The sequence below is a fragment of the Antricoccus suffuscus genome (assembly GCF_003003235.1).
GTDB classification, from domain to species: domain Bacteria; phylum Actinomycetota; class Actinomycetes; order Mycobacteriales; family Antricoccaceae; genus Antricoccus; species Antricoccus suffuscus.
The window spans coordinates 260603-281107 of record NZ_PVUE01000003.1 but is presented as its reverse complement, the minus strand read 5'-3'; the positions used below and the strand labels follow the sequence as shown (position 1 = coordinate 281107).

General features: G+C 64.6%; 23 protein-coding genes. 13 read left to right on the top strand and 10 right to left on the bottom strand.

Annotated features, from left to right (window positions below; genetic code table 11):
* The 6 genes from CLV47_RS06410 to CLV47_RS06385 all read left to right on the top strand — a co-directional run.
* A partial coding sequence (locus CLV47_RS06410) for a hypothetical protein (protein WP_202862426.1) occupies positions 1-207 on the top strand: 207 nt, incomplete at its 5' end.
* An 89-nt stretch (positions 208-296) separates the two neighbouring features.
* Entirely contained in the window at positions 297-1427 is a 1131-nt protein-coding gene (locus tag CLV47_RS06405) for a hypothetical protein (RefSeq protein ID WP_146135301.1), read from the top strand.
* A 22-nt stretch (positions 1428-1449) separates the two neighbouring features.
* Positions 1450-2739, top strand: coding sequence for a sensor histidine kinase (locus tag CLV47_RS06400; RefSeq protein WP_106348163.1), 1290 nt, complete (start codon positions 1450-1452; stop codon positions 2737-2739).
* Positions 2736-3407, top strand: coding sequence for a response regulator (locus CLV47_RS06395; RefSeq protein WP_106348162.1), 672 nt, complete (start codon positions 2736-2738; stop codon positions 3405-3407). The genes CLV47_RS06400 and CLV47_RS06395 overlap by 4 nt, the downstream gene beginning before the upstream one ends.
* Positions 3408-3499: 92 nt before the next feature.
* On the top strand, positions 3500-3697 hold the full coding sequence (locus tag CLV47_RS06390) for a ferredoxin (RefSeq protein WP_106348161.1): 198 nt from the start codon (positions 3500-3502) through the stop codon (positions 3695-3697).
* Positions 3694-4932, top strand: coding sequence for a cytochrome P450 (locus CLV47_RS06385; RefSeq protein WP_106348160.1), 1239 nt, complete (start codon positions 3694-3696; stop codon positions 4930-4932). Before CLV47_RS06390 ends, CLV47_RS06385 begins: the two co-directional genes overlap by 4 nt.
* Before the next feature lie 221 nt (positions 4933-5153).
* Here the strand turns inward: CLV47_RS06385 and CLV47_RS06380 are convergent, their stop codons facing one another.
* Together CLV47_RS06380 and ispF are read right to left on the bottom strand one after the other, a co-directional pair.
* Complete coding sequence (locus tag CLV47_RS06380) at positions 5154-5918, bottom strand: crotonase/enoyl-CoA hydratase family protein (RefSeq protein WP_106348159.1); 765 nt, start codon at positions 5916-5918, stop codon at positions 5154-5156.
* Positions 5919-6044: 126 nt separating this feature from the next.
* Entirely contained in the window at positions 6045-6521 is a 477-nt protein-coding gene (gene ispF, locus CLV47_RS06375) for a 2-C-methyl-D-erythritol 2,4-cyclodiphosphate synthase (protein ID WP_106348158.1), read from the bottom strand.
* Between ispF and CLV47_RS06370 the strand changes: the two genes are divergently transcribed.
* Positions 6520-7317 (top strand): IspD/TarI family cytidylyltransferase, encoded by a 798-nt coding sequence (locus CLV47_RS06370; protein WP_106348157.1) that lies wholly within the window; start codon positions 6520-6522, stop codon positions 7315-7317. The two genes, ispF and CLV47_RS06370, sit on opposite strands and share 2 nt — an antisense overlap.
* Here CLV47_RS06370 and CLV47_RS06365 read toward each other — a convergent pair.
* Positions 7268-7669 (bottom strand): hypothetical protein, encoded by a 402-nt coding sequence (locus CLV47_RS06365; RefSeq protein ID WP_106348156.1) that lies wholly within the window; start codon positions 7667-7669, stop codon positions 7268-7270. The genes CLV47_RS06370 and CLV47_RS06365 overlap by 50 nt on opposite strands.
* A gap of 14 nt (positions 7670-7683) precedes the next feature.
* Complete coding sequence (locus tag CLV47_RS06360; protein WP_106348155.1) at positions 7684-8166, bottom strand: CarD family transcriptional regulator; 483 nt, start codon at positions 8164-8166, stop codon at positions 7684-7686.
* Positions 8167-8479: 313 nt separating this feature from the next.
* Here CLV47_RS06360 and CLV47_RS06355 point away from each other — a divergent pair, with 313 nt between their 5' ends.
* From CLV47_RS06355 to disA, 3 genes are all read left to right on the top strand, one after another.
* Positions 8480-9109, top strand: coding sequence for a hypothetical protein (locus CLV47_RS06355; protein ID WP_146135300.1), 630 nt, complete (start codon positions 8480-8482; stop codon positions 9107-9109).
* Positions 9110-9200: 91 nt separating this feature from the next.
* Positions 9201-10577: a DNA repair protein RadA gene (gene radA / locus CLV47_RS06350; RefSeq protein WP_106348153.1), complete on the top strand. Its 1377-nt coding sequence runs from the start codon at positions 9201-9203 to the stop codon at positions 10575-10577.
* A gap of 104 nt (positions 10578-10681) precedes the next feature.
* Positions 10682-11737 (top strand): DNA integrity scanning diadenylate cyclase DisA, encoded by a 1056-nt coding sequence (disA, locus tag CLV47_RS06345; protein WP_238145254.1) that lies wholly within the window; start codon positions 10682-10684, stop codon positions 11735-11737.
* Positions 11738-11767: 30 nt separating this feature from the next.
* Here the strand turns inward: disA and CLV47_RS06340 are convergent, their stop codons facing one another.
* The 3 genes from CLV47_RS06340 to CLV47_RS22440 form a co-directional block, all read right to left on the bottom strand.
* The gene (locus CLV47_RS06340; protein WP_106348151.1) at positions 11768-12403 is read right to left on the bottom strand and encodes a TetR family transcriptional regulator; all 636 of its coding nucleotides are present in this window, start codon (positions 12401-12403) and stop codon (positions 11768-11770) included.
* On the bottom strand, positions 12363-13964 hold the full coding sequence (locus CLV47_RS06335; protein WP_202862425.1) for an MFS transporter: 1602 nt from the start codon (positions 13962-13964) through the stop codon (positions 12363-12365). Before CLV47_RS06335 ends, CLV47_RS06340 begins: the two co-directional genes overlap by 41 nt.
* A 98-nt stretch (positions 13965-14062) precedes the next feature.
* Entirely contained in the window at positions 14063-14425 is a 363-nt protein-coding gene (locus CLV47_RS22440) for a hypothetical protein (RefSeq protein ID WP_106348150.1), read from the bottom strand.
* A 16-nt stretch (positions 14426-14441) separates the two neighbouring features.
* Between CLV47_RS22440 and CLV47_RS22435 the strand changes: the two genes are divergently transcribed.
* Positions 14442-14834 carry a hypothetical protein gene (locus CLV47_RS22435; RefSeq protein WP_106348149.1) on the top strand — a complete coding sequence of 131 codons (393 nt, stop codon included), beginning with the start codon at positions 14442-14444 and terminating at the stop codon, positions 14832-14834.
* Between the two features lie 66 nt (positions 14835-14900).
* Here the strand turns inward: CLV47_RS22435 and CLV47_RS06320 are convergent, their stop codons facing one another.
* The gene (locus CLV47_RS06320; protein WP_106348148.1) at positions 14901-15524 is read right to left on the bottom strand and encodes a pentapeptide repeat-containing protein; all 624 of its coding nucleotides are present in this window, start codon (positions 15522-15524) and stop codon (positions 14901-14903) included.
* Positions 15521-16012, bottom strand: a complete 492-nt coding sequence (locus tag CLV47_RS06315) for a type II toxin-antitoxin system PemK/MazF family toxin (RefSeq protein WP_106348147.1) — start codon at positions 16010-16012, stop codon at positions 15521-15523. The genes CLV47_RS06320 and CLV47_RS06315 overlap by 4 nt, the downstream gene beginning before the upstream one ends.
* 55 nt (positions 16013-16067) lie before the next feature.
* On the opposite strand from CLV47_RS06315, the gene CLV47_RS06310 reads away from it, so the two are divergent.
* Both CLV47_RS06310 and CLV47_RS06305 read left to right on the top strand, forming a co-directional pair.
* Positions 16068-16970, top strand: coding sequence for an HhH-GPD family protein (locus CLV47_RS06310; RefSeq protein ID WP_202862423.1), 903 nt, complete (start codon positions 16068-16070; stop codon positions 16968-16970).
* A 266-nt stretch (positions 16971-17236) separates the two neighbouring features.
* Positions 17237-17728, top strand: a complete 492-nt coding sequence (locus tag CLV47_RS06305; RefSeq protein ID WP_170110979.1) for an FBP domain-containing protein — start codon at positions 17237-17239, stop codon at positions 17726-17728.
* Between the two features lie 125 nt (positions 17729-17853).
* Here the strand turns inward: CLV47_RS06305 and CLV47_RS06300 are convergent, their stop codons facing one another.
* Positions 17854-20412 (bottom strand): ATP-dependent Clp protease ATP-binding subunit, encoded by a 2559-nt coding sequence (locus CLV47_RS06300; RefSeq protein WP_106348145.1) that lies wholly within the window; start codon positions 20410-20412, stop codon positions 17854-17856.
* Positions 20413-20505: the final 93 nt, after the last annotated feature.

Here is a 20505-nt window from a genome sequence, read left to right as displayed (position 1 = left end):
GACCCGTGGGGCTTCGGCAACTCGCTGGAGTGGGCGACTACCAGTCCACCGCCACGGCACAACTTCCTGAGCCTGCCGCGGATCCGGTCCGAACGGCCCGCGTTCGAGCTGCACTATCCGCATATGCGCGAACGGATGGCGCTCGAGGCGCACTCCGCACAATTCGCACCGAAGCGCGATCGCGACGAACTCGTCCATAAGGACTAGGTAGTCAGCCGCCAAGAAGGATGTCTGCGGCCGGTGGGCCGACAGAGCATGTGGGTATCAGCAACGCCGATCCCAATGAGGCCATCTCCATGCCTACCAAAAACATGCTCATCAAAAACGTGCCCACCAGAAGCACACCTGCCGGAGGCACACTCACACCGCCCCGGCCAGCCCAAAACGCGCTAGCTACCGCCGGACCCCGAAAGAAAACGCCGGCGTGGCTCGCGCTGGTCTGGTCAGTGCTCCTCGGCGCACTCAGCATCCTCTGGCTGACCGGAGTCCTGAGTTTCCCGTTCCACGGCCCCGGCGCCTCGTTACTAGACACGACCACACCCGCGACGGCGCAGGTCATCCTGCTCGGCATCGCGATCGCCGGTCTGGCGCTCAGCGCACCGCATGTCCTGCGCGTGGCCCCCCGCAGCCGCACGCTCGCGGTCACGACCCTGCTGCTGCCTGTCATGCTGATCTACGTCATCCCCGACTACCGCGTTCTCGCGGCAGTCGGCTACCTCCCCGTCATGCTCGTCATGGTCATCAGCGGCACAGAATCGCTGTCGATCTTCGGTCAGGTCTGGACCGGAAGCACCGTCATCCTCGCCGCCGGCGTACTCGCCGGACTGTGCTTTACGGTGCTAGCCGTGCGCTCGTGGCCCAAGACGCGGACCCGGATCTCCACGCCCCGTTTGCTCCTTGTCGGCCGGGTGGCGGCGTACATCGCCGCCGCGATACCGGTGGGGTACGCCGTGACCCGCATCGCGTGGGCACTCGGCATCCCACTCGGGATTTCGGAGAGCTTTCTCAAGGAGATCGACCAGATCACCAACATCGGTCTCGGCCTCGGCCTGTTCGCCATCGTCGGCGCCATTCTGACCCTTGGCTTGGTCCAACGCTGGGGAACGATTTTCCCGCGGTGGATGCTGGGTCTGCGCGGCAGGCCCGTGCCGGTCGGGCTAGCGGTCAACTCCGCTCTCATCGTGAGCCTGCTGGTCAGCTCGGCCGGAATCTTCATCGTCCGCGGCGCGCTGTCCGGGGACCTCGCCCTCGCACCAAACGGTGCCGCGTCCCAAGTCGCCGCGTGGCTGCCGGAGATGTTCTGGCCGCTGTGGGGTGCGGCGCTGGCGACCGCAGCCCTCGCTTACCGCGAACGCCGGCGTCGCGCCGCGCACGACGAGCGCCAGGAACACTTGCTGGCGGCCGTAGACGACCGCCGTACCCCGTAATCGCCCCGTAGGGTACGACGTGATGACCGCGCCTCAGACATCCGACAGGTACGCCGTGTCCACGCGGCGTACCTCGTCGGCGCACGACTGGCTCGAAGCGCACCCGTTGCCGGTCGACATCGCCATCGCCACGATGTACGCCGTCATCCTTGTACCGATGGCGGCCAGCGTCATCGGTGACGCCGCAGCGAGCCACGCCGCGCAGGTGTTCCTGTACGTCGCGGTGGGCATCCTGCACGTCTGCGTGGCGCTGCGCCGCGCCCAGCCTGAGGCGGCGTACCTCGTCGGCGCGATCGTCATGGGCGCGTTGGCCTTGGGTCCGAGCATCTCCTCCGGGGGCATCGAGGTCCCGGCGGTCTATCTACCCAACTCGATCGTCTTTTTCGTGCTGCTTTACAGCATCGCCGCCGTCCGCGGGCGACGTACCGCGAGCGCGGCACTCCTCATAGCGCTCGTCGGCGCGGTGATAGTCGCCGTTCAACTGATAGTCGCGGCCCGGTCGACGATCCTCGCCGAATCGGCCGGGCTGCCACTGGTCATCGCGACGTTGTTCATCGCGGTCTTCGGCACTTGGGCCTTGGGTCGGCTGCGTCGTACTCGTACGGCATACGTCGCCGAGCTCGAGTCGAAAAACCGGCGCGCCGAGCAGGACCGCCGGCGCGAAGCCGCCGAGGTCGTCGCCGCCGAACGCACCCGGATCGCGCGCGAGCTGCACGATGTCATCTCGCACTCCCTCGCGGTGGTGATCGCGCAGGCCGAGGGCGGCCGCATGGGCGCGAAGAGCCGCGACCCGCAGTCCGCAGACGTCTTCGAGACGATCTCCGCCACTGGCCGCACGGCGCTGGCCGACATGCGCTCCATGGTCGGGTTGCTACGCGACCCCGAGGGTGATGCTGCCAACGAGCGGCGTCCGCAACCGGGCGCGGGCGACATCGAGGCGTTGGTCGCGCGAGCGCGCGAAGCAGGTCTTGACGTCACCCTGCAGGCCTCAGGTACGCCGTGCCCACTTCCAGCGGGCAGCGGACTGACGGCGTACCGCGTCGTACAAGAAGCGATTACGAACGTGGTGAAACACGCCGGCCGGGACGCACAGGCCGCAGTCAGCGTGGACTGGCGATCGGATGCGGTACAGATCGCCATCGTCGACGACGGCGTCGGGGCGCTTCCAGGCGAACACGGCGTCGGCCTGATCGGGCTGCGCGAACGACTCGCAGCCGTCGGCGGCACGCTAGCGATTCCGGCTCGGGCGACCGGTTTCGAGCTGTCCTGCACGATCCCTTACGACGCACGAACCCCGCGGGAGTCTCCATGAGTGACAACGCCGTACCGATTAGGGTCGCCATCGTCGACGACCAGGAGCTCATCCGCACCGGCGTCAAGATGATCATCGACTCCCAGGACGACATGCACGTGGCCGTCGAGGCAGCCGACGGGCAGCAGGCGTTGGAGAAGCTCCGCGCGACTCGCGTCGACGTCGTCGTCATGGACGTGCGCATGCCTCGGATGGACGGGGTCACGGCAACCGCGCACCTGCAAGCACTGCCGACGCCGCCCAAGGTCCTCGTACTCACGACTTTCGACATCGACAAGAACGCGCTCGCCGCGCTGAAGGCCGGTGCCAGCGGGTTCTTGCTAAAAGAGTCCCGCGGAGAGGACATCGTCGAGGCAATACGCCACGTCCACAGCGGCGACGCGGTGATCGCGCCGTCGACTACGAAGCGGTTGCTCGACCGGCTGGTCGCCGCCGACGCCGAGTCGACCCGGCGAGACGACGTGCTCGCCGCGCTCACGGAGCGCGAGACCGACGTGTTCCGGGCGATCGCGACCGGGCAGTCCAACCAGGAAATCGCCGGCGCACTGTTTTTGTCCGAAACCACCGTTAAGACACACGTGCGCAGCATCTTGCGCAAACTCGACCTGCGCGACCGGGTGCAAATTGTGATCACGGCGTACGAGTCTGGATTGATGCGCGAGGCCTGAAATCACTTACGGCAGACTCCAATTCCGCTACTTATCGGTCGATTGACCAAAAGCTCTTGTGTGTTGTCGGGCACAGGGGTTACTGTCCGTTAATGAGAGTGAGTGTTGACCCAGACCTGTGCCAAGGCCACAACCGCTGTTACGCGCTGGCCCCTGAGCTATTTGAGATTGACGATTTCGGCCAGTCAACGGCCCGCGTCGACAACGTCCCACCAGAGTTACAGGACAAGGCACGGTTGGCCGTCGCCAACTGTCCTGAATTCGCGATATCGATCGAGGAAGACGAATGACCGCTCAACCGCAGTCCTATCAGTCTGAGATATCCGTGGATCCGGTCACGGACTGGCACTCAGACTTCGATCATGCCAACCCCGACTACAACCGCGATGTCCATGAAATCTGGGAGGACATGCGCGAGAAATGCCCGGTCGCGCACACCGAGCGCTACGGCGGCGTCTGGCTGCCGGTCGACCATCAGGCAGTCCGAGACATCGCCTACGACACCGAAAACTACACCAGCCGCCAGGTCATCGTGAGCCCGCTTCGCGCCGATGACCCACCCGGGATCGGCGGCGCCCCACCAATCACCAGTGATCCGCCGTTCCACAAGTTGGCCCGCCGGCTACTGCTGCCGCTGTTCCGGCCGCAAGCCATGGCCGGATGGGAAGACGAAGTACGCAAGCTGTGCCGGCAACGTCTTGACGCCATGGGCGAAATCGAGCCGGGTACGACGATCATTGATGCCGCGAAACAGTACGCGCAGTTCATTCCCGTGACGGTTATCGCACGCATGCTCGGACTGCCGCCGAACGACGATGACTTGTTCCGCAAGTTCGTGCACGACTCGATTGAAGGAATCGGCGGCACCGAAGAAGAACGCCGCGGCGCCACCGAACGGCTTCAGGACTACCTCGACATCCAGATCGAGGATCATCGCGCCAACCCGCGCGACGACATGATCAGCTACCTCCTCAATGCCGAGCTCAACGGTCAGCCGCTGAGCCATGAGCACGTACGCGGATCGGTGGTGCTGCTGCTGATCGCCGGCATCGACACCACGTGGAGCGCAATCGGATCGTCGCTCTGGCATCTCGCCCAAAACCCGGACGATCGCAAGCGGATGATCAACGACCCTGACGTCGTGCCGTTCGCGATCGAGGAGTTGCTGCGGGCCTATGCACCGGTCACGATGGCCCGGCTGGTCGCCAAGGACCACGAGTTCAACGGCTGCCCGATGAAAACCGACGAGTGGGTGCTGCTGCCCTTCCCGGCCGCCAACCGTGACCCCAAGGCGTTCGACCGCGCCGACGAGGTCATCATCGACCGCGAAGTCAACAGGCACTCGGCGTTCGGGCTCGGCATCCATCGCTGCCTGGGGTCCAACCTGGCCCGTCTTGAGCTACGGATCGCGGTCGAGGAGTTCCTCGCCCGGTTCAACGACTTCGAGCTCGTCGACGCAGACACCGTCGAATGGAGTGTCGGCCAGATCCGCGGCCCGCGTCAGCTGCCGGTCCGCATTCTCTAGAAGCAATTCTCACGTCGAAGCCCGGCGGAAGGACAATGTCCTTCCGCCGGGCTTCGGCTTTTGTCCGTCCGTCGGGCTTCGGCTTTCAGACATGCGGTTCGACGTATCCACCGCTCGCATCACGGGGTGACGGATCGACGGATCGCGAGACATACGTGACGGATCGCCGGACATACGCGACGGATCGCGAGACATACGCGACGGATCGCGGGACGTGAGGGTTAGCGGCCCTTCCAGACAGGCGCACGCTTCTCGGCAAACGCGGTCGCGCCTTCGATGGCGTCCTCGCTGGTCATGACCGGGCCAAGCACGCCCTTCTGCCACTCGATCAGCTCCTTGTCGGTCCAGTTGATCGACCGGGCGACGAGCTGCTTGCTGACCTTGACCGACATCGGCGCGTTCTGCGCGATTCGCTTCGCGAGCTCCAGTGCACCGTCGAGCGCCTTGCCGTCCTCGGTCAGGCGGGTGACGATGCCGAGCTGCTGAGCGCGCTCAGCAGGGATCCGGTCGCCCGTGAGCGCGAGCTCCATGGCCGCGCCGTACGGCATGGTCTTGGCCAGGCGCAGCACGCCGCCCGCAGCGGCGACGAGCCCGCGGGTGACCTCGGGGATCCCGAAGAAGGCTGTCTTGGCCGCCACGATGATATCCGCGGCGAGCGCAAGCTCGCAGCCACCGGCGAGCGCGTAGCCCTCGACAGCGGCGATCAGCGGCTTCTGCGGGGGCGCCTCGGTGATCCCGGCCAGGCCGCGGCCCTCAATCGACGGACGTTCGCCACGGGTGAATGCCTTGAGGTCCATTCCGGCGCAGAACGTGTTGCCGGCGCCGGTGATGATGATCGCGATGACGGCGTCGTCCGCCTCAAACTTGTCGACGGCTTCGGCGACCCTGGTGGCCACATCGAGGTTGAGCGCGTTCTTCGCTTCGGGACGGTTGAGCGTGATGACACCGACGCCATCTGTAACTTCCACCAACACGGACTCTGACATTCGACACTCCTCTTATGACGGATCGCGGGTGAGATTTCACCGGATCAAGCAACTTTCTCCGACTGTATAGGAGGAGCGAGCGGCATAGGAGCGGCGCACTCGCAAACTTCGCCGGCCCGCCGAGCGTTACGACGCGGCGATGATCAACGCGACGGCGGTGGCCGCGATTCCTTGTCCCCTACCGGTCAGGCCAAGTCCGTCTGTGGTGGTGCCGGACACCGCGACCGGCGCTCCCACCGCGTCACCAAGTGCCTGCTGCGCTTCCTCGCGCCGCGGTCCAATCTTGGGCCGGTTGCCGATCACTTGCACGGCGGCATTGCCTACGACGTAGCCATTCTCGGCGAGCAGACGAACGACCTCGACGAGCATCTCGCGACCGCTGACGCCTTCCCAACGAGGGTCATCGACACCGAACACCGCACCTACGTCGCCGAGCCCGGCGGCACTCAGCAGCGCATCGCAAAGTGCATGCGCCGCCACATCGCCGTCCGAATGACCCGCACAGCCGTCGACGTCGTCCCACTGCAGGCCGGCGAGGTGACAGGGACGGCCCTTCTCCACCGGATGTACGTCGGTGCCAGTGCCGATCCGCGGAATACTCATGCCCCAACCTTTACACAACGCCGGCTACGGCGCAGAAGGGTTCGCCACCACGACGTCGACACCGGTTAGTGTCTGGATCGTGGAGACTATTCGACATCGTGTGGCAATCGTGTTGGCCGGCGGTCGCGGACGGCGGATGGGCGCCCAACGCAATAAAGTGCTGCACGACCTTCACGGGCGGCCGATCATCGCCTGGGCCATCGAGGCGTTCGCCGGACATCCGGACATTGACGAGGTCGTAGTGATCGGCAACCGCGACGATCTGGCCGACCTGAGGCTTGTGGCGCAGAAGGTCGATGAGTCGATAGCCGTCATCGAGGGCGGCGCCGAGCGGCCGGACTCCGAACGCGCCGCGCTCGAACACCTACGTACGCGGATAGAGTCCGGCACCATCGGTCTCGTTGCGATCCACGACGGCGCTCGCCCGTTGGTCGACCATCACCTGATCAACCGGGTTATTCACGCCGTTGGCGGCAAGAACGGCATCGTGGGGGCGATCCCAGTCCTGGCGTCACCGCCGCTCATCCAGCTTGCCGACGACGACGTACGCACACTCGGACATCTGAGCCTGGTCAGGGCACAGACACCGCAGGCCTTCGACGCGCGGTTGCTGCTGCGTGCCTATGACGAGGCGCGGCGCGAAGGATTTGTCGGCACCGACACATCGTCGTACGTCGAACGCGTCTGCGGTGACGATGAGAAAATCGTCGGCGTACTTGGGGACGACCGCAATCTCAAGGTGACGTTCAAGGACGATCTTGCGCGAGCGAACGCACTGGCCATCGACCAGAAATAAGGATCTCTATCAGCTGGTCCGGCGCCGGGCTCGAGCCGGCCGCAGCGGACAGCACCACGCCGGAGGTGACGATCGGGAACGACGCGACATAAAGCGTCTCGCGGTCGATCGTGTGCAGGATCTGCGCACCGCGTACCTCTTTGACCGTCTCGGTCATCGGAGACATCGACACAAAGACCACTGATGGGTCCGAATTATCGACGTGCGGCGGATCGGTGCCGGCCGGCACGACGGCCACGATCGCGTCGTCGGCCAGAGACAAAAGATCGCCCGCCGCATGAAGCGGACGGGCGATCGATGTGGCACCGAGGTCATCGGCTAGCACGATTAGGCGCAGGTCATGCCAGTGCATCAGCGCGGCCGAACTTAGGAAGCGAGAACTTCGTCGAGAAGTGTCTCGGCCTTATCCTCATTGGTTCCCTCAGCCAACGCAAGCTCGGAGACCAGAATCTGACGGGCCTTGGACAGCATCCGCTTCTCGCCAGCGGAGAGGCCGCGCTCCTTGTCGCGACGCCACAGGTCACGGACGACCTCGGCGACCTTGTTGACGTCGCCCGAGGCGAGTTTCTCCACATTTGCTTTGTATCGGCGCGACCAGTTGGTCGGCTCTTCGGTGTGCGGCGCGCGCAGAACTTCAAAGACCTTGTCGAGGCCCTCTTGCCCGACAACGTCGCGTACGCCGACAATTTCAGCGTTGTCCGCAGGCACCCGGACCGTTAGGTCACCTTGCGCAACTTTTAGAACCAGATAGGTTTTCTCTTCACCCTTGATCGTGCGTTGTTCGATCGCCTCAATGAGCGCCGCGCCGTGATGGGGGTACACGACGGTCTCGCCGATATTGAAATCCATGTGGTGTTTTCTCCTTACGGGTTATGTCAATTCTAACACGCTTATCGGGCTTACTGAAATCGCCCGGGAATACGAAGATGCAGGTCAAAGCATGTTTTTACGTAAGTTGCCAGTTTGACAATCATTGGCTCACGTGCATTAAGGTGCGGAATCGACGAAACTGTTACCTCGCCTAAGTAATGAAATTCGCGGCCCTAACAAGCGGCGTCCTACCGCAACGGCGAGGCGCCGACGAGCCTGCACAACCGGCGCACTAGTCTGTAACGCAGGTACGTCGGGGTAACCCGACGCGCGAGAACGCAGGAGGAAGATCGTGAGCCAGACGGCTTCTGTAAAGACGAGCACGCCAGCACGCCGGCCACGCCGAAAGGCATTCGCCGCCGTGGCGCTGCCGATAGCCGCAACGATGATGCTCGCCGGCTGTAGCGCCGGCCAGATCACTCAGACCGCCGACCAGCGTTCCGAAGTGCCCGGGACGACCGCTGATCTGGGCAACCTGCATGTCCGCGCTGCCGAAGTTAGCCCGCCCACGTCGGGTCACTACTTCAGCAAGGGCTCGACGATGTACCTCGAAATGCAGATCGCCAATGACGGGGCCGAGGACCAACTGACCGCGGCGACCATCGACGGCGTCGACGCCAAGCTCGAGGGTCCCAGCGCATCGAGCGCTCCGCGCAACGCGGAGTCCACCGGCGCGGGACTCGCTTCCACGATCACGATCGCCGAGCAGGGCATTACCTCAATAGGCGAGGACAACACGATTACCGCGGATGCCGCGGGCAAGTTCTACCCCGCGCAGTACATCAAGGTCGTACTCACCTTCAAGGACGCTGGCGACCTCAAAATGAGCATGCCGATCGGCGTGCCGATCACTGAGGCGCCGAAGGTCAACAGCGACAAGATCGACCTGCACCCCAAGGAGAACCAGGGCGAGGTCGACTAATCGACTGCCTTCAGCTAGCAATCACAGAAACGCTGCCTCCACCGCATGTGGACGCAGCGTTTTTGTCTGCCCGATCAGCAATGATGTGGCTATGAGTGCAAAAACCCGGGCAAGCTTCAAGTGCTCCGACTGCGGCAACCTCACGGCCAAGTGGTTCGGCCGGTGCCCGGAGTGCCAGGCCTGGGGCACGATCGAGGAGTCCGGCGGTGGCGCGGTCGCGCTGCGTTCTGTCTCGGCCGGCGCGGTCACGGCGCCGGCTCAACGGATCGGCGAGGTCGACATACTCGCCGCACGCGCCCGCCCTACCGGCGTCGACGAGCTCGACCGGGTCCTCGGCGGCGGTCTGGTGCCGGGCTCGGTCGTACTCGTCGCCGGTGAACCCGGCGTCGGCAAGTCGACCCTGTTGCTGGATGTGGCCAGCAAGTACGCCGACCGCGGCAGCCCTGCGCTCGTGGTCACCGGCGAGGAGTCCGCGGCGCAGGTTAGGCTGCGGGCCGAACGTACCGGCAACCTCGCCGCCGACCTCTACCTCGCCGCGGAGACTGATCTCGCGGCGTTGATCGGTCATGTCGATGCGGTCAAACCCGGGCTGCTGGTCGTTGACTCGATCCAAACGATCGCCTCGCCGGCGGCAGAGGGCACGGCAGGCGGGATGACTCAGATCCGCGCCGTCGCAGCCGGTCTGATCGCGCTGGCCAAAGAACGCGGGATCGCCACTATCATCGTCGGGCACGTAACCAAGGACGGGCAGATCGCCGGTCCACGGCTGCTTGAGCACCTCGTCGACGTCGTACTGCATTTCGAGGGCGAGCAGCACTCAACTCTCCGGCTGATTCGAGCGGTCAAAAACCGATACGGCCCGGCCGATGAGGTCGGCTGTTTCGAGATGGTCGACGACGGCATCGTCGGACTGCCGGACCCCTCGGGACTATTTCTGACCAAACGCGAAAACGCCGTGCCCGGCACCTGCATCACCATCACCGTCGAGGGACGCCGACCAATCCCGGCCGAAGTGCAGTCTCTGGTCACGCCCTCGCCGCTGGCGACGCCACGACGAGCGGTGAGCGGGCTGGACTCGGCACGGGTCGCGATGGTGCTCGCGGTCCTCAGCAAGCACGCAACGCTCAGCCTCGCCACCAAGGACGTGTTCTGCGCGACGGTCGGCGGAGTAAAAATCACCGAGCCTGCGGCGGACCTCTCCCTCGCGCTGGCAATCGCATCGGCCGAGCTCGACATCGCGCTCCCCGTCGACCTGGTCGCGATCGGCGAAGTCGGGCTGGCGGGCGACCTGCGCCGGGTACGCGGACTGTCGCGACGCATTGCCGAGGCAAGGCGGATGGGCTTTCGCAAAGCGATCGTGCCGCCAGACTCCGGACTCAAGGCTCGCCAGCTCAAGGCGGCCGGTATCCAGGTCACCGAGGCCCGCGATCTGCACTCTGCGCTACTCGCCGCCCGCCTAGTTAGCTAGAGCCGCACGATGGCCTGTCGCCGTACCGTTATCGTGCCTAACGGAGTACGCGGCCGATTTGCCTATACGATTGCCGCGTTCGTGCTGTCGTTTAAGGAATTCACTTGCTGCGCCCATTTCTCGCATCCCTAGCCCCTGGCACTGCGCTGCGTGAAGGCCTCGAACGCACCCTCAGAGGCCGGACCGGGGCGCTCGTCGTGATCGGCTGGAACAAGACCGTCGAATCGATCTGCACCGGTGGTTTCCCGCTCGACGTCGAGTTTTCGGCGACCCGGCTGCGCGAACTGTCCAAAATGGACGGCGCCATCGTGCTGGCCACCGACGGCACCCGGATCATCCGCGCGGGCGTGCACCTGATGCCCAACGCCGCCATCCCGACCGACGAGTCGGGCACTCGGCACCGTACGGCGCAACGGGTCGCCCGAGAGACCGGATTCCCGGTCATCGCCGTCAGCCAGTCGATGAACGCAATCAGTGTCTATCTCGGCGACGAACGCCACCAGGTAGACCACCCCACGGTCATCCAGGGCCGCGCCAATCAGGCCCTCGCCACCCTTGAGAAGTACAAACGCCGTCTCGACGAGGTCGCCGGCACCCTGGCCGCGCTCGAGATCGAGGATCTGGTCACCGTGCGCGATGCGGTCGCGGTGAGCCAGCGCTTGGAGATGGTCAGCCGGATCTCCGCCGAGATCGCCGGTTACGTCAGCGAGCTGGGCACCGACGGCCGGCTGATCGCGCTGCAGCACGAGGAGCTGATGGCCGGCGTGGTCGATGATCGCGAGCTGATCTTGCGTGACTATCTCGAGATGGGCAAGAACGCCAAGAGCGTCGAAGAAGTGCTCGACGAACTCAGCGAGCTCAACGCCATCGAGCTTCTCGACCTGGTGCAGTTCGCGCGAATTATCGGGCTGCCAATCGGAAATGACTCACTCGACACCGCGATCAGCCCGCGTGGTTACCGGCTGTTGGCCCGGGTCCCCCGGCTGCCGGCCCAGGTCATCGATCGTCTGGTGGACCACTTCGAGAGCCTTCAGAAGCTGTTGGCAGCGTCGATCGAGGAGCTGCAGAACGTCGAGGGCGTGGGCGAGACGCGCGGCCGGGGCATCCGTGAGAGTCTGTCCCGTCTGGCCGAGACCAGCATCCTCGAGCGTTACGTCTAGCGCTGCCGACGACCCCGTAACAGGGCCGGGTTAGACCGGTCCGAGGGTAAGCATGCGCTCCAAGCGTTCGATGCCGTCACGGAGCGACCGCATCATCTCGGGGATGCCCATCTCGGCGGTGCGCCGGGTCAGCATCATCAATCCGCCGATGGCCGCGCCGGCATAGAGCCGCAGGTCTGGATCGTCCAGCGGGCGATCCAGCCGGATCGCGATCGCCTCGGTGAGCAGTTCGATCGGGCGAGTGATTTCCGCGAGCATTCCCCGGCGCAGTTCCGGGACGGACTGGATGAGCTCGTTGCGAGTGAACTCGAGCTGGAGTTCCTCGTCGGGCATGTTTCCGAACGTCTGCCCTATCGCGTATGCAACCGCCTGCAGCGGCGACAAGTCCGCCGGCGCCTCCACCATCAGACGAAACGTCTCGCTATCCATAAACTCCGTCAGTACGACGTCTTCCTTAGTCGGGTAGTAGCGGAAGAACGTACTCGGCGACACCTCGGCTGCCGCGGCGATCTGCTCGATTGTGGTCTCGGCGTACCCACGCTCGCGGAACAGCTTCAACGCATGCTGCTGGATCGCAGCCTTAGTCTTGGCCTTCTTTCGCTCACGCAGCCCAAGCACCGGGGGCTCAGCCGGCGGCGGGGTGGGCTTCGCGGGTGTCACTGGCATCTATCGATTGTGCTACATCCGGGCCGGGGGCCTGAGCACCCCCGCCGTTGTCGATAGTGCGGTCCTTGCCGTCCGGGAGGAAAAGCAACGTGAGTACGGCGCCTAGGATCGCGACACCACAGGAGATCCAGAGAGTCGCGCTCATCCCGCTGACGAATGCGCTACGCACGGAGTCCACAAGCGCGGACGAGCCGATGCCCTGTCCGGCGGCGACGCCCGATGCGACGTTGTCCCGGACCGCGTGCGCCGCGGTCGCCGGCAGCCCGGCGACCTGCACGTGCGACCGATAGACACCGTTGAGTACCGCGCCCAGACCGGCGATCCCGATGACGCTGCCGACTTGACGCAGTGTCTGAATAAGTGCCGAACCTGCGCCTGCGCGGGCCTTGGGCAGCGTCTGCAATGCCGCGTTCTGCGCGCTGAACAGCGCCGCGCCGAACCCTATTCCCACGATCGCGGTCCAGATTGCGGTCAGCAGGTAGCCGTCGCCGAGTCGCGTCGTCGTACCGAGAAACAGCCCAACGGCGGTCACCGCGAAGCCGGCGGCACCCACGATCCGCCCACCGAACCTGTCGGTCAGCTTCATACTTCCGCGCATACCGGCGATGAGTCCGGCAACCATGGGGAGCGTGCGCAGCCCGGTGCCGAGCGCGTCGGCGCCAAGCACGGCGCGCAGATACTGCGGTACGACGAACATCAGCCCGAAGAACGCCAGGCTCGCAACCGTCGCGCCGATACTGCCCCACCGGAATGACCGATCGCTCCACAACCGGGCGTCAAAGACCGGCTCGACCCCCTGCACGCGACGCTCCCAGACGAAGAAGGCCACGAGCAATGCGATGCCGATGATGAGCGAGCCGACCACGACGCCGTCCGACCAGCCACGAGCCGGGCCCTCGATCATGCCGAAGGTGAAGCCGAGCAAACCCGCCGACGACAGCCCGATACCGGCAAGGTCGAACCGGCGGGATCCTTCGCCAGAGGTGCTTTCGGGAAGAAATAGCCAGACCGCGATGAGCGCCAGCAAGACGACCGGCACGTTGATCAGGAAGACCGAACCCCACCAGAAGTGTTGTAGCAGCGCTCCGGCCACGATCGGACCCAGTGGCAGCCCGATCATCGTGGAGGCGCCGAGCACCATGATCGCCTTCTGACGCTCTTCTGGTTCGAAAAGCACAACCACCGACGACATCGCAAGCGGGATGAGCACGGCGGCACCAACCCCTAGCAGGGTCCGCGCGGCTATCAGGGCGGCCGGAGAACCGGCGTACGCGCACCAGAGCGAGCCGGCGCCGAAGACGACAAGCGCGCCCAGCGTGAGACGTTTGCGTCCATACCGGTCACCGAGCATGCCGGCCGGCAGCAGGAGCGCGCCGAGTACCAGTAAATACGCATCGGCGAACCACTGCAGGTCGGAGTTGGTCGCGTGCAGGACGACGGCTATGTCCGGCAAGGCCACGTTGAGCACCGTCATATCGAGTCCGACGACGAGCAAGCTCATGGCGGTGGCGGCCATAGCCCACCAACGGGCGTTGGGGCTGGACAGCATCAGAATACTCACAGTCACTAGTTTTTGAATGTCGCTTGTTTTTGATAGTGACTGTCATTTTATTGTTTGTCAAGGGTGCCGAGGCGATCTGCTCGTTGAAGCAAACGAAACTACTGCAGGACGATTTGCCCTGGTGCGCTTTGGATTCCGCCCTGGACGGCCTGCACGGCGTAGGTGCCGGGGCCAAGCAGTGGACGGGGCGCCGTGCAGGTCGGCTCCGACACCTTCCCCGACCAGATCACGGTGTAGTCGACCTTCTGTCCGGCAGCTAGCGTCCTGGTGTCGTTACTGCTTTCTGGATAACAGTCATTGCTGGACCAGAGCCGCCCGCCTGCCGCGTCGAAGATCAGCAGTTCCTGACCGGCGGCGTTGAGATCGCGGATGCACGGGACGGTCGACTTGTTGACCACGCTCAGGATCAGCCGAGGCTTGTCACCGGCGACGTAGGCCGGCTTGTCGGTCGCGACCTGCACCTCGAGCTGGTCGGGTGTGCAAGCGACCGGCGCGGCCGGCGGTGGCGCCGCAGTTTGCGGTCCTGGAGCGGTGGGCGCAGCGGATCCGGCTGGCGCGTCGGCCCCTGACGATATCGCCGAGGCCGAAGGAACGGCGGAATCGGCCGGAGAAGCCGGACCACCACTCGCCGCTGCGGATCCCGACACTGACGGTTCCGACGAAGCAGTCGATGAAGCAGTCGATGACGAGGAGGACGCGGCCGACGCCGCGGCGCTGGCCGGTGTCCCAGATCCGGCGAAGCCGATCTGGGCGGCTCCCCAGAAAATCAGGGCGAGCGCGACGATCAGACCGGCCAGCGCAATGGCGCGTCGACGCCAGTACACGGCCGGTTGCAGCGGTCCAACCGGAGATAGCACAATCGAAAACTAGACGGTGTCGGGCCGCATTCGTTGTCAAAACGCCGTACGGCCTCGACTTTGACTCACATGCAGGCGGTCAGCGTTCGATCATCCGCTCGGCGATCTGTACGCCGAACAACTGGGCGATAAAGATCGCCTGTTCTGGCAGGACCACTGTCCCGTCAAGGCCAACCGTTGGCGGGTCAAACTCCGGCAGCGCACTCCCCCGCAGGTCCGCCTTCGCGAAGTCCGCACCCTCAATTGTGGCGCCGGCAAGATCCACGTCCAGGAACCGGCTTTTCGCGCATTTCGCGTGTCCCAGATCCGCCTCACGCATCCGCACTTCCTCAAACCGATCGCCCGAAAGGTCGGCTCCGGAAAGCCCGACGAATGACCAGTCGCCGCCGTTTACCTGCATCGGACGAAGCGTGCAGTCCCGGAACGAGCTTCCGGTGAGCTTGCAGCCGGTGAACGTGGTGTCGAAGAAGTTGCACGCGACGAACGAGCATCCGACGTACGCCGATGCGGTCTGCTTGCTCGCGTTGAACCGCACGTTAGCGAAATGGCAGTCAGTGAAGGTGCAGCCCCGCACGATCGACTCGGTCAGGTCGATGTCGAAAAACTCGCAGTTGGTGTATTCCTTGCGGTCAAGTTCCTCGGCGTACCAGTCATTCCCGCTGAACGTCTCCCCCTCGACGGGCACGCTCGACGGTTCGCTCATCGGCCACCGTGCGCAAACGCACCGACAACCTGGTCAAACCTGGTCCGGTCCAGTACGGCGCCCTCACGCCTGATCTGATCGGGCTCCAGGCGTAACACCCGGTCCAGGCGCACCCAACTCGGCCGACCGGACGAGTCCCACGGACCGTTGCCGATAGAGAAGTACGTCGGCGTATCGTGCCGTTTGGTCGTGAGCATCAGCGCCGCGACGTCGGCGCCGATCCGGCCGATGACGACAACTGGACGGTCCTTGCCCTGGCTCGCATCTTCCTCATAAGGCACCCAGGTCCAGACGACCTCGCCCGGATCCGCGTCCCCGTCCTTCTCCGGCGCATAGGCGATCTGCGGCCTTGCCTCGCTGATCGCGATGGTCTCCTTGGGCGGCCGCGGGCTCGCACCGGTCAATGGTTTGTGGTGCTCGTCCGCGCGCTGTCGTGGCGCGTTGCCACCACGTCCCAGCACTCGCTTCAGGGTCGATTTGATGCTCATGGCCCGCACGTTACCGGAGCCGGTCAGACACTTTGGCAGAATGAGTCAGATGGGCATGCCACGAAATGCGACGCAGTCGGCGATCGGCGCCCACCTTCTTGCCGAACGGATTATCGACTGGTACGACGTCAATGCCCGCGACCTGCCATGGCGCGGAGTCGACGTCGACCCGTGGGCGGTGATGGTCAGCGAGTTCATGCTCCAGCAGACGCCGGTCAACCGAGTGCTTCCGGTGTTCGAGGCGTGGATGGTGAAGTGGCCGGCTCCGGCTGACCTCGCCGCGGAGTCGGTCGGTGAGGCGGTCCGCATGTGGGGCAAGCTCGGTTATCCGCGACGTGCCTTACGCCTGCACGCCGCCGCCGGAGCCATTGTTGCCGACCACGGGGGCGTCGTGCCTCGCGACGTCGATGACCTGAAGGCGCTGCCGGGTGTCGGCGACTACACGGCTGCCGCGATCGCCTCTTTTGCTTACGGGCAACGGATCGCGGTCGTCGACACAAACGTACGGCGCGTCGTACATCGAGCCGTTCTTGGCGCCGCGGAGGCAGGCCAGTCGACCACCAAGGCGGACTTTGCACTGACCGACTCGCTCTTACCGAGTACGCCGCAGCGCGCCGCCCGCATGTCTATTGGGCTTATGGAACTCGGCGCCCTGCTCTGCACGGCGACCAACCCGGTGTGTGAACGATGCCCGTTGCGGACCGACTGCGCCTGGGTCGCGGCCGGTCGGCCGGCGTACGACGGGAAACCTAAACGCGTGCAGAAGTTCGCCGGCACCGACCGGCAGGTGCGCGGCCTGCTCATGGATGTGCTGCGCGACAACGAGCGCGCCGTCACGAAGGCCGATCTCGACGTCGTCTGGCAGGACGCCGACCAGCGCGAGCGCGCCCTGGACGGTCTGCTGCGCGACGGGCTCGCCGTCATCGACGAAAACGGGCTGTTCGCGCTGCCAGACTGAGCCCGGCCAACGGTGCGCACACCAAGTGCACAGCTGCGCCGGTGAGTGGGCCGCGGACAACCGCAATACGCGGCGTAAGGTGGCACCCCGGTTGAGGGAGTACCACCATGGTCACTCCGGAAGAGGAGGTGCGGCCATGAGGGCCTGCAGGACAAACGGTGTCGCCAATCAAATTGTGACGTTGACGGTGCCACTAGGTCTTTTTCTATAGAGATAGCTCATAGACATCGCGGTGGCTTCGTCCATTCATCCCTAAGGACAACATCGTGCAAGAACTCACCGAAAAACAAATACGAAATTCATTCGTCAATGCCTCGCGTCGCGAAGTCGCTCAACTGCCGCTCCCGAACGACCTTGACACCTGCGATTGGGACAACCTGGATCTCCTCGCCTGGTCGGACCCTCGTGACAGGCGGCGCTCATTCGTCGTGGCCCCGGCGCGCGAGCGGGTGGTCGGATTCATCCTGACATCGACGCAATCGAATATCGGCAAGCGCGCAATGTGCGTTTGGTGCGAGGACATCAAAGAGACCTCCGAGGTCGGCATGTTCTCCGCTAAACTCGCTGGCGCCGCCGGGCGTAAAGGCGATACGGTCGCCACCCTGATCCATTCGGACTTTGACTGCTCGCGGTTTGTGCGCCGTCAGCCGACGCCGATGGAGGGAGGCGACGATCCGGAACAGTTCATCGAGACTCGGATCGCGCGTTTACGAGAGCACCTTGAGGGCTTTGCCCGGAAGGTCGCCGGGCTTGCCTGAGCCGGCGCACTGATGGGCTACTCGACCGGTCGCCGTCGGGTCCGCGCCCTTGTCGCAAGAAAGTTCCCCTTGTCTCGCCGATGATGGCGATACAAGGGGAACTTTGACGTGACTAGAAGCGGCTACTACTCGTTGACGGCTGCCGACTCGTCCGTCGAGGTACCGGCGGCCACCGCAGCCACCGGCTTGGCCTCACCACGGAACGAGAAGTGCATCTTCACCAGATCCGCGTTGGGCGCGATGATCGACTCGACGTCGACCGGCTTGCCATCCGGATCGATGACGTCGACGTGGATGACCTGCCCGGCGTTGATCTCGCCGTACAGGATCTTCTCCGAAAGCGAGTCCTCGATCTCCCGCTGGATCGTCCGACGTAGCGGACGAGCGCCGAGAACCGGGTCGAAGCCACGACGCGCCAGAAGGTTTTTGGCCGCGTCGCTGAGCTCGACCTTCATGTCCTTCGCGGCGAGCTGCTCGCCGACCCGGTCGATCATCAAGTCGACCATCTGGACGATTTCGTCCTGGGTCAGCTGATGGAAGACGACAGTGTCGTCGATGCGGTTGAGGAACTCCGGACGGAAGTTCTTCTTCAGCTCGTCGTGCACCTTCAGCTTCATGCGGTCGTAGTTGGACTCGTCATCGTTGCCCGACTGGAAGCCCAGCCCGACAGCCTTGGCGATGTCTTTGGTGCCGAGGTTGGTCGTCAAGATCAACACGGTGTTCTTGAAGTCCACGACGCGCCCCTGACCGTCGGTGAGCCGGCCGTCTTCCAGCACCTGCAACAGCGTGTTGAACACGTCCGGGTGCGCCTTCTCGATCTCGTCGAACAGTACGACGGAGAACGGCTTGCGGCGTACCTTCTCGGTCAGCTGGCCACCCTCGTCGTAGCCGACGTACCCGGGAGGGGCACCGACCAGCCGCGAGACGGTGTAGCGATCGTGGAACTCCGACATGTCGATCTGGATCAACGAATCGGGGTCACCGAACAGGAAGCCGGCGAGCGCCTTGGCGGTCTCGGTCTTGCCGACACCGGACGGACCGGCGAAGATGAACGAGCCACCGGGACGCTTGGGGTCCTTCAGCCCGGCGCGGGTACGACGAATCGCCTGGGACACCGACTTGATGGCGTCGTTCTGGCCGATGATCGTCTTGTGCATCTCATCTTCCATGCGCAGCAGCCGAGTCGTCTCCTCCTCGGTCAGCTTGAAGACGGGGATGCCGGTCCAGTTGGCCAGGACCTCCGCGATCTCCTCTTCGCCGACCTCGGTGATGACATCCATGTCACCGGCCTTCCACTGCTCTTCACGCTTCGCGCGCTGCTCCTGCAGCCGCCGCTCGTCGTCGCGCAGTGACGCGGCGCGCTCGAAGTCCTGCGCGTCGATCGCCGATTCCTTGTCGCGACGTGCCTCGGCGATCTTCTCGTCGAACTCGCGCAGGTCTGGCGGCGCGGTCATCCGCTGGATGCGCATCCGAGCGCCCGCCTCGTCGATGAGGTCGATTGCCTTGTCCGGCAGGAACCGGTCGCTGATGTAGCGGTCGGCCAGGGTTGCCGCCGCGACCAGGGCATCATCGGTGATCGAGATGCGGTGGTGCGCCTCATAACGGTCGCGCAACCCCTTGAGGATCTCGATCGTGTGCGTGAGCGACGGCTCGCCAACCTGGATGGGCTGGAAGCGACGTTCGAGCGCGGCGTCCTTTTCGAGGTGCTTGCGGTATTCGTCGAGAGTCGTCGCACCGATGGTCTGGAGCTCGCCGCGTGCGAGCATCGGCTTGAGGATGCTCGCAGCGTCGATCGCGCCTTCGGCGGCACCGGCTCCGACGAGGGTGTGGATCTCGTCGATGAACAGGATGATGTCGCCGCGGGTCTTGATCTCCTTGAGCACCTTCTTGAGACGCTCTTCGAAGTCGCCGCGATAACGGCTGCCGGCGACGAGCGCGCCGAGGTCAAGGGTGTAAAGGTGCTTGTCCTTGATCGTCTCGGGTACGTCGTTGCGCACGATCGCCTGAGCGAGTCCTTCGACGACGGCGGTCTTGCCGACGCCGGGCTCCCCGATGAGCACCGGGTTGTTTTTGGTGCGCCGCGAGAGCACCTGCATCACGCGTTCGATTTCCTTCTCGCGACCGATGACGGGGTCGAGCTTGCCTTCGCGGGCGGCCTGCGTCAGGTTGCGGCCGAACTGGTCGAGCACGAGCGACGTGGACGGCGAACCTTCTGCCGGGCCACCGGCAGTGGCCGTTTCCTTGCCCTGGTAGCCCTGCAGCAGCTGGATGACCTGGGTGCGAACCCGGTTGAGCTCCGCGCCGAGCTTGACCAGGACCTGCGCCGCGACACCTTCACCTTCGCGGATCAGGCCGAGCAGAATGTGCTCGGTGCCGATGTAGGTGTGGCCGAGCTGGAGCGCCTCACGCAGGGAGTATTCGAGGACCTTCTTGGCCCGCGGCGTGAACGGGATGTGACCGGCAGGAGCCTGCTGGCCCTCGCCGATGATCTCCTCGACCTGCTGACGGACGGCCTCGAGCGAGATGTTCATCGACTCGAGAGCCTTCGCCGCGACGCCTTCACCTTCGTGGATCAAGCCAAGCAGGACGTGCTCGGTACCGATGTAGTTATGCGACAGCATGCGGGCTTCTTCTTGCGCGAGCACGACGACCCGCCGGGCCCGGTCGGTGAACCGTTCAAACATGAATTAACTCCTTATACCGTCTTCGGCGCCGGATCTGGCTTGGACCGCCGACGGGACAGTGCGCAGTGTTGCGAGTAACCCATTAAACGTGTA

Coding starts and splice junctions, on each gene's coding strand:
- CLV47_RS06405 (WP_146135301.1), top strand. CDS start 297: ATGCCTACCAAAAACATGCTCATCAAAAACGTGCCCACCAGAAGCACA.
- CLV47_RS06400 (WP_106348163.1), top strand. CDS start 1,450: ATGACCGCGCCTCAGACATCCGACAGGTACGCCGTGTCCACGCGGCGT.
- CLV47_RS06395 (WP_106348162.1), top strand. CDS start 2,736: ATGAGTGACAACGCCGTACCGATTAGGGTCGCCATCGTCGACGACCAG.
- CLV47_RS06390 (WP_106348161.1), top strand. CDS start 3,500: ATGAGAGTGAGTGTTGACCCAGACCTGTGCCAAGGCCACAACCGCTGT.
- CLV47_RS06385 (WP_106348160.1), top strand. CDS start 3,694: ATGACCGCTCAACCGCAGTCCTATCAGTCTGAGATATCCGTGGATCCG.
- CLV47_RS06380 (WP_106348159.1), bottom strand. CDS start 5,918: ATGTCAGAGTCCGTGTTGGTGGAAGTTACAGATGGCGTCGGTGTCATC.
- CLV47_RS06370 (WP_106348157.1), top strand. CDS start 6,520: ATGCCCCAACCTTTACACAACGCCGGCTACGGCGCAGAAGGGTTCGCC.
- ispF (WP_106348158.1), bottom strand. CDS start 6,521: ATGAGTATTCCGCGGATCGGCACTGGCACCGACGTACATCCGGTGGAG.
- CLV47_RS06365 (WP_106348156.1), bottom strand. CDS start 7,669: ATGCACTGGCATGACCTGCGCCTAATCGTGCTAGCCGATGACCTCGGT.
- CLV47_RS06360 (WP_106348155.1), bottom strand. CDS start 8,166: ATGGATTTCAATATCGGCGAGACCGTCGTGTACCCCCATCACGGCGCG.
- radA (WP_106348153.1), top strand. CDS start 9,201: ATGAGTGCAAAAACCCGGGCAAGCTTCAAGTGCTCCGACTGCGGCAAC.
- CLV47_RS06340 (WP_106348151.1), bottom strand. CDS start 12,403: ATGCCAGTGACACCCGCGAAGCCCACCCCGCCGCCGGCTGAGCCCCCG.
- CLV47_RS06320 (WP_106348148.1), bottom strand. CDS start 15,524: ATGAGCGAACCGTCGAGCGTGCCCGTCGAGGGGGAGACGTTCAGCGGG.
- CLV47_RS06315 (WP_106348147.1), bottom strand. CDS start 16,012: ATGAGCATCAAATCGACCCTGAAGCGAGTGCTGGGACGTGGTGGCAAC.
- CLV47_RS06310 (WP_202862423.1), top strand. CDS start 16,068: ATGCCACGAAATGCGACGCAGTCGGCGATCGGCGCCCACCTTCTTGCC.
- CLV47_RS06300 (WP_106348145.1), bottom strand. CDS start 20,412: ATGTTTGAACGGTTCACCGACCGGGCCCGGCGGGTCGTCGTGCTCGCG.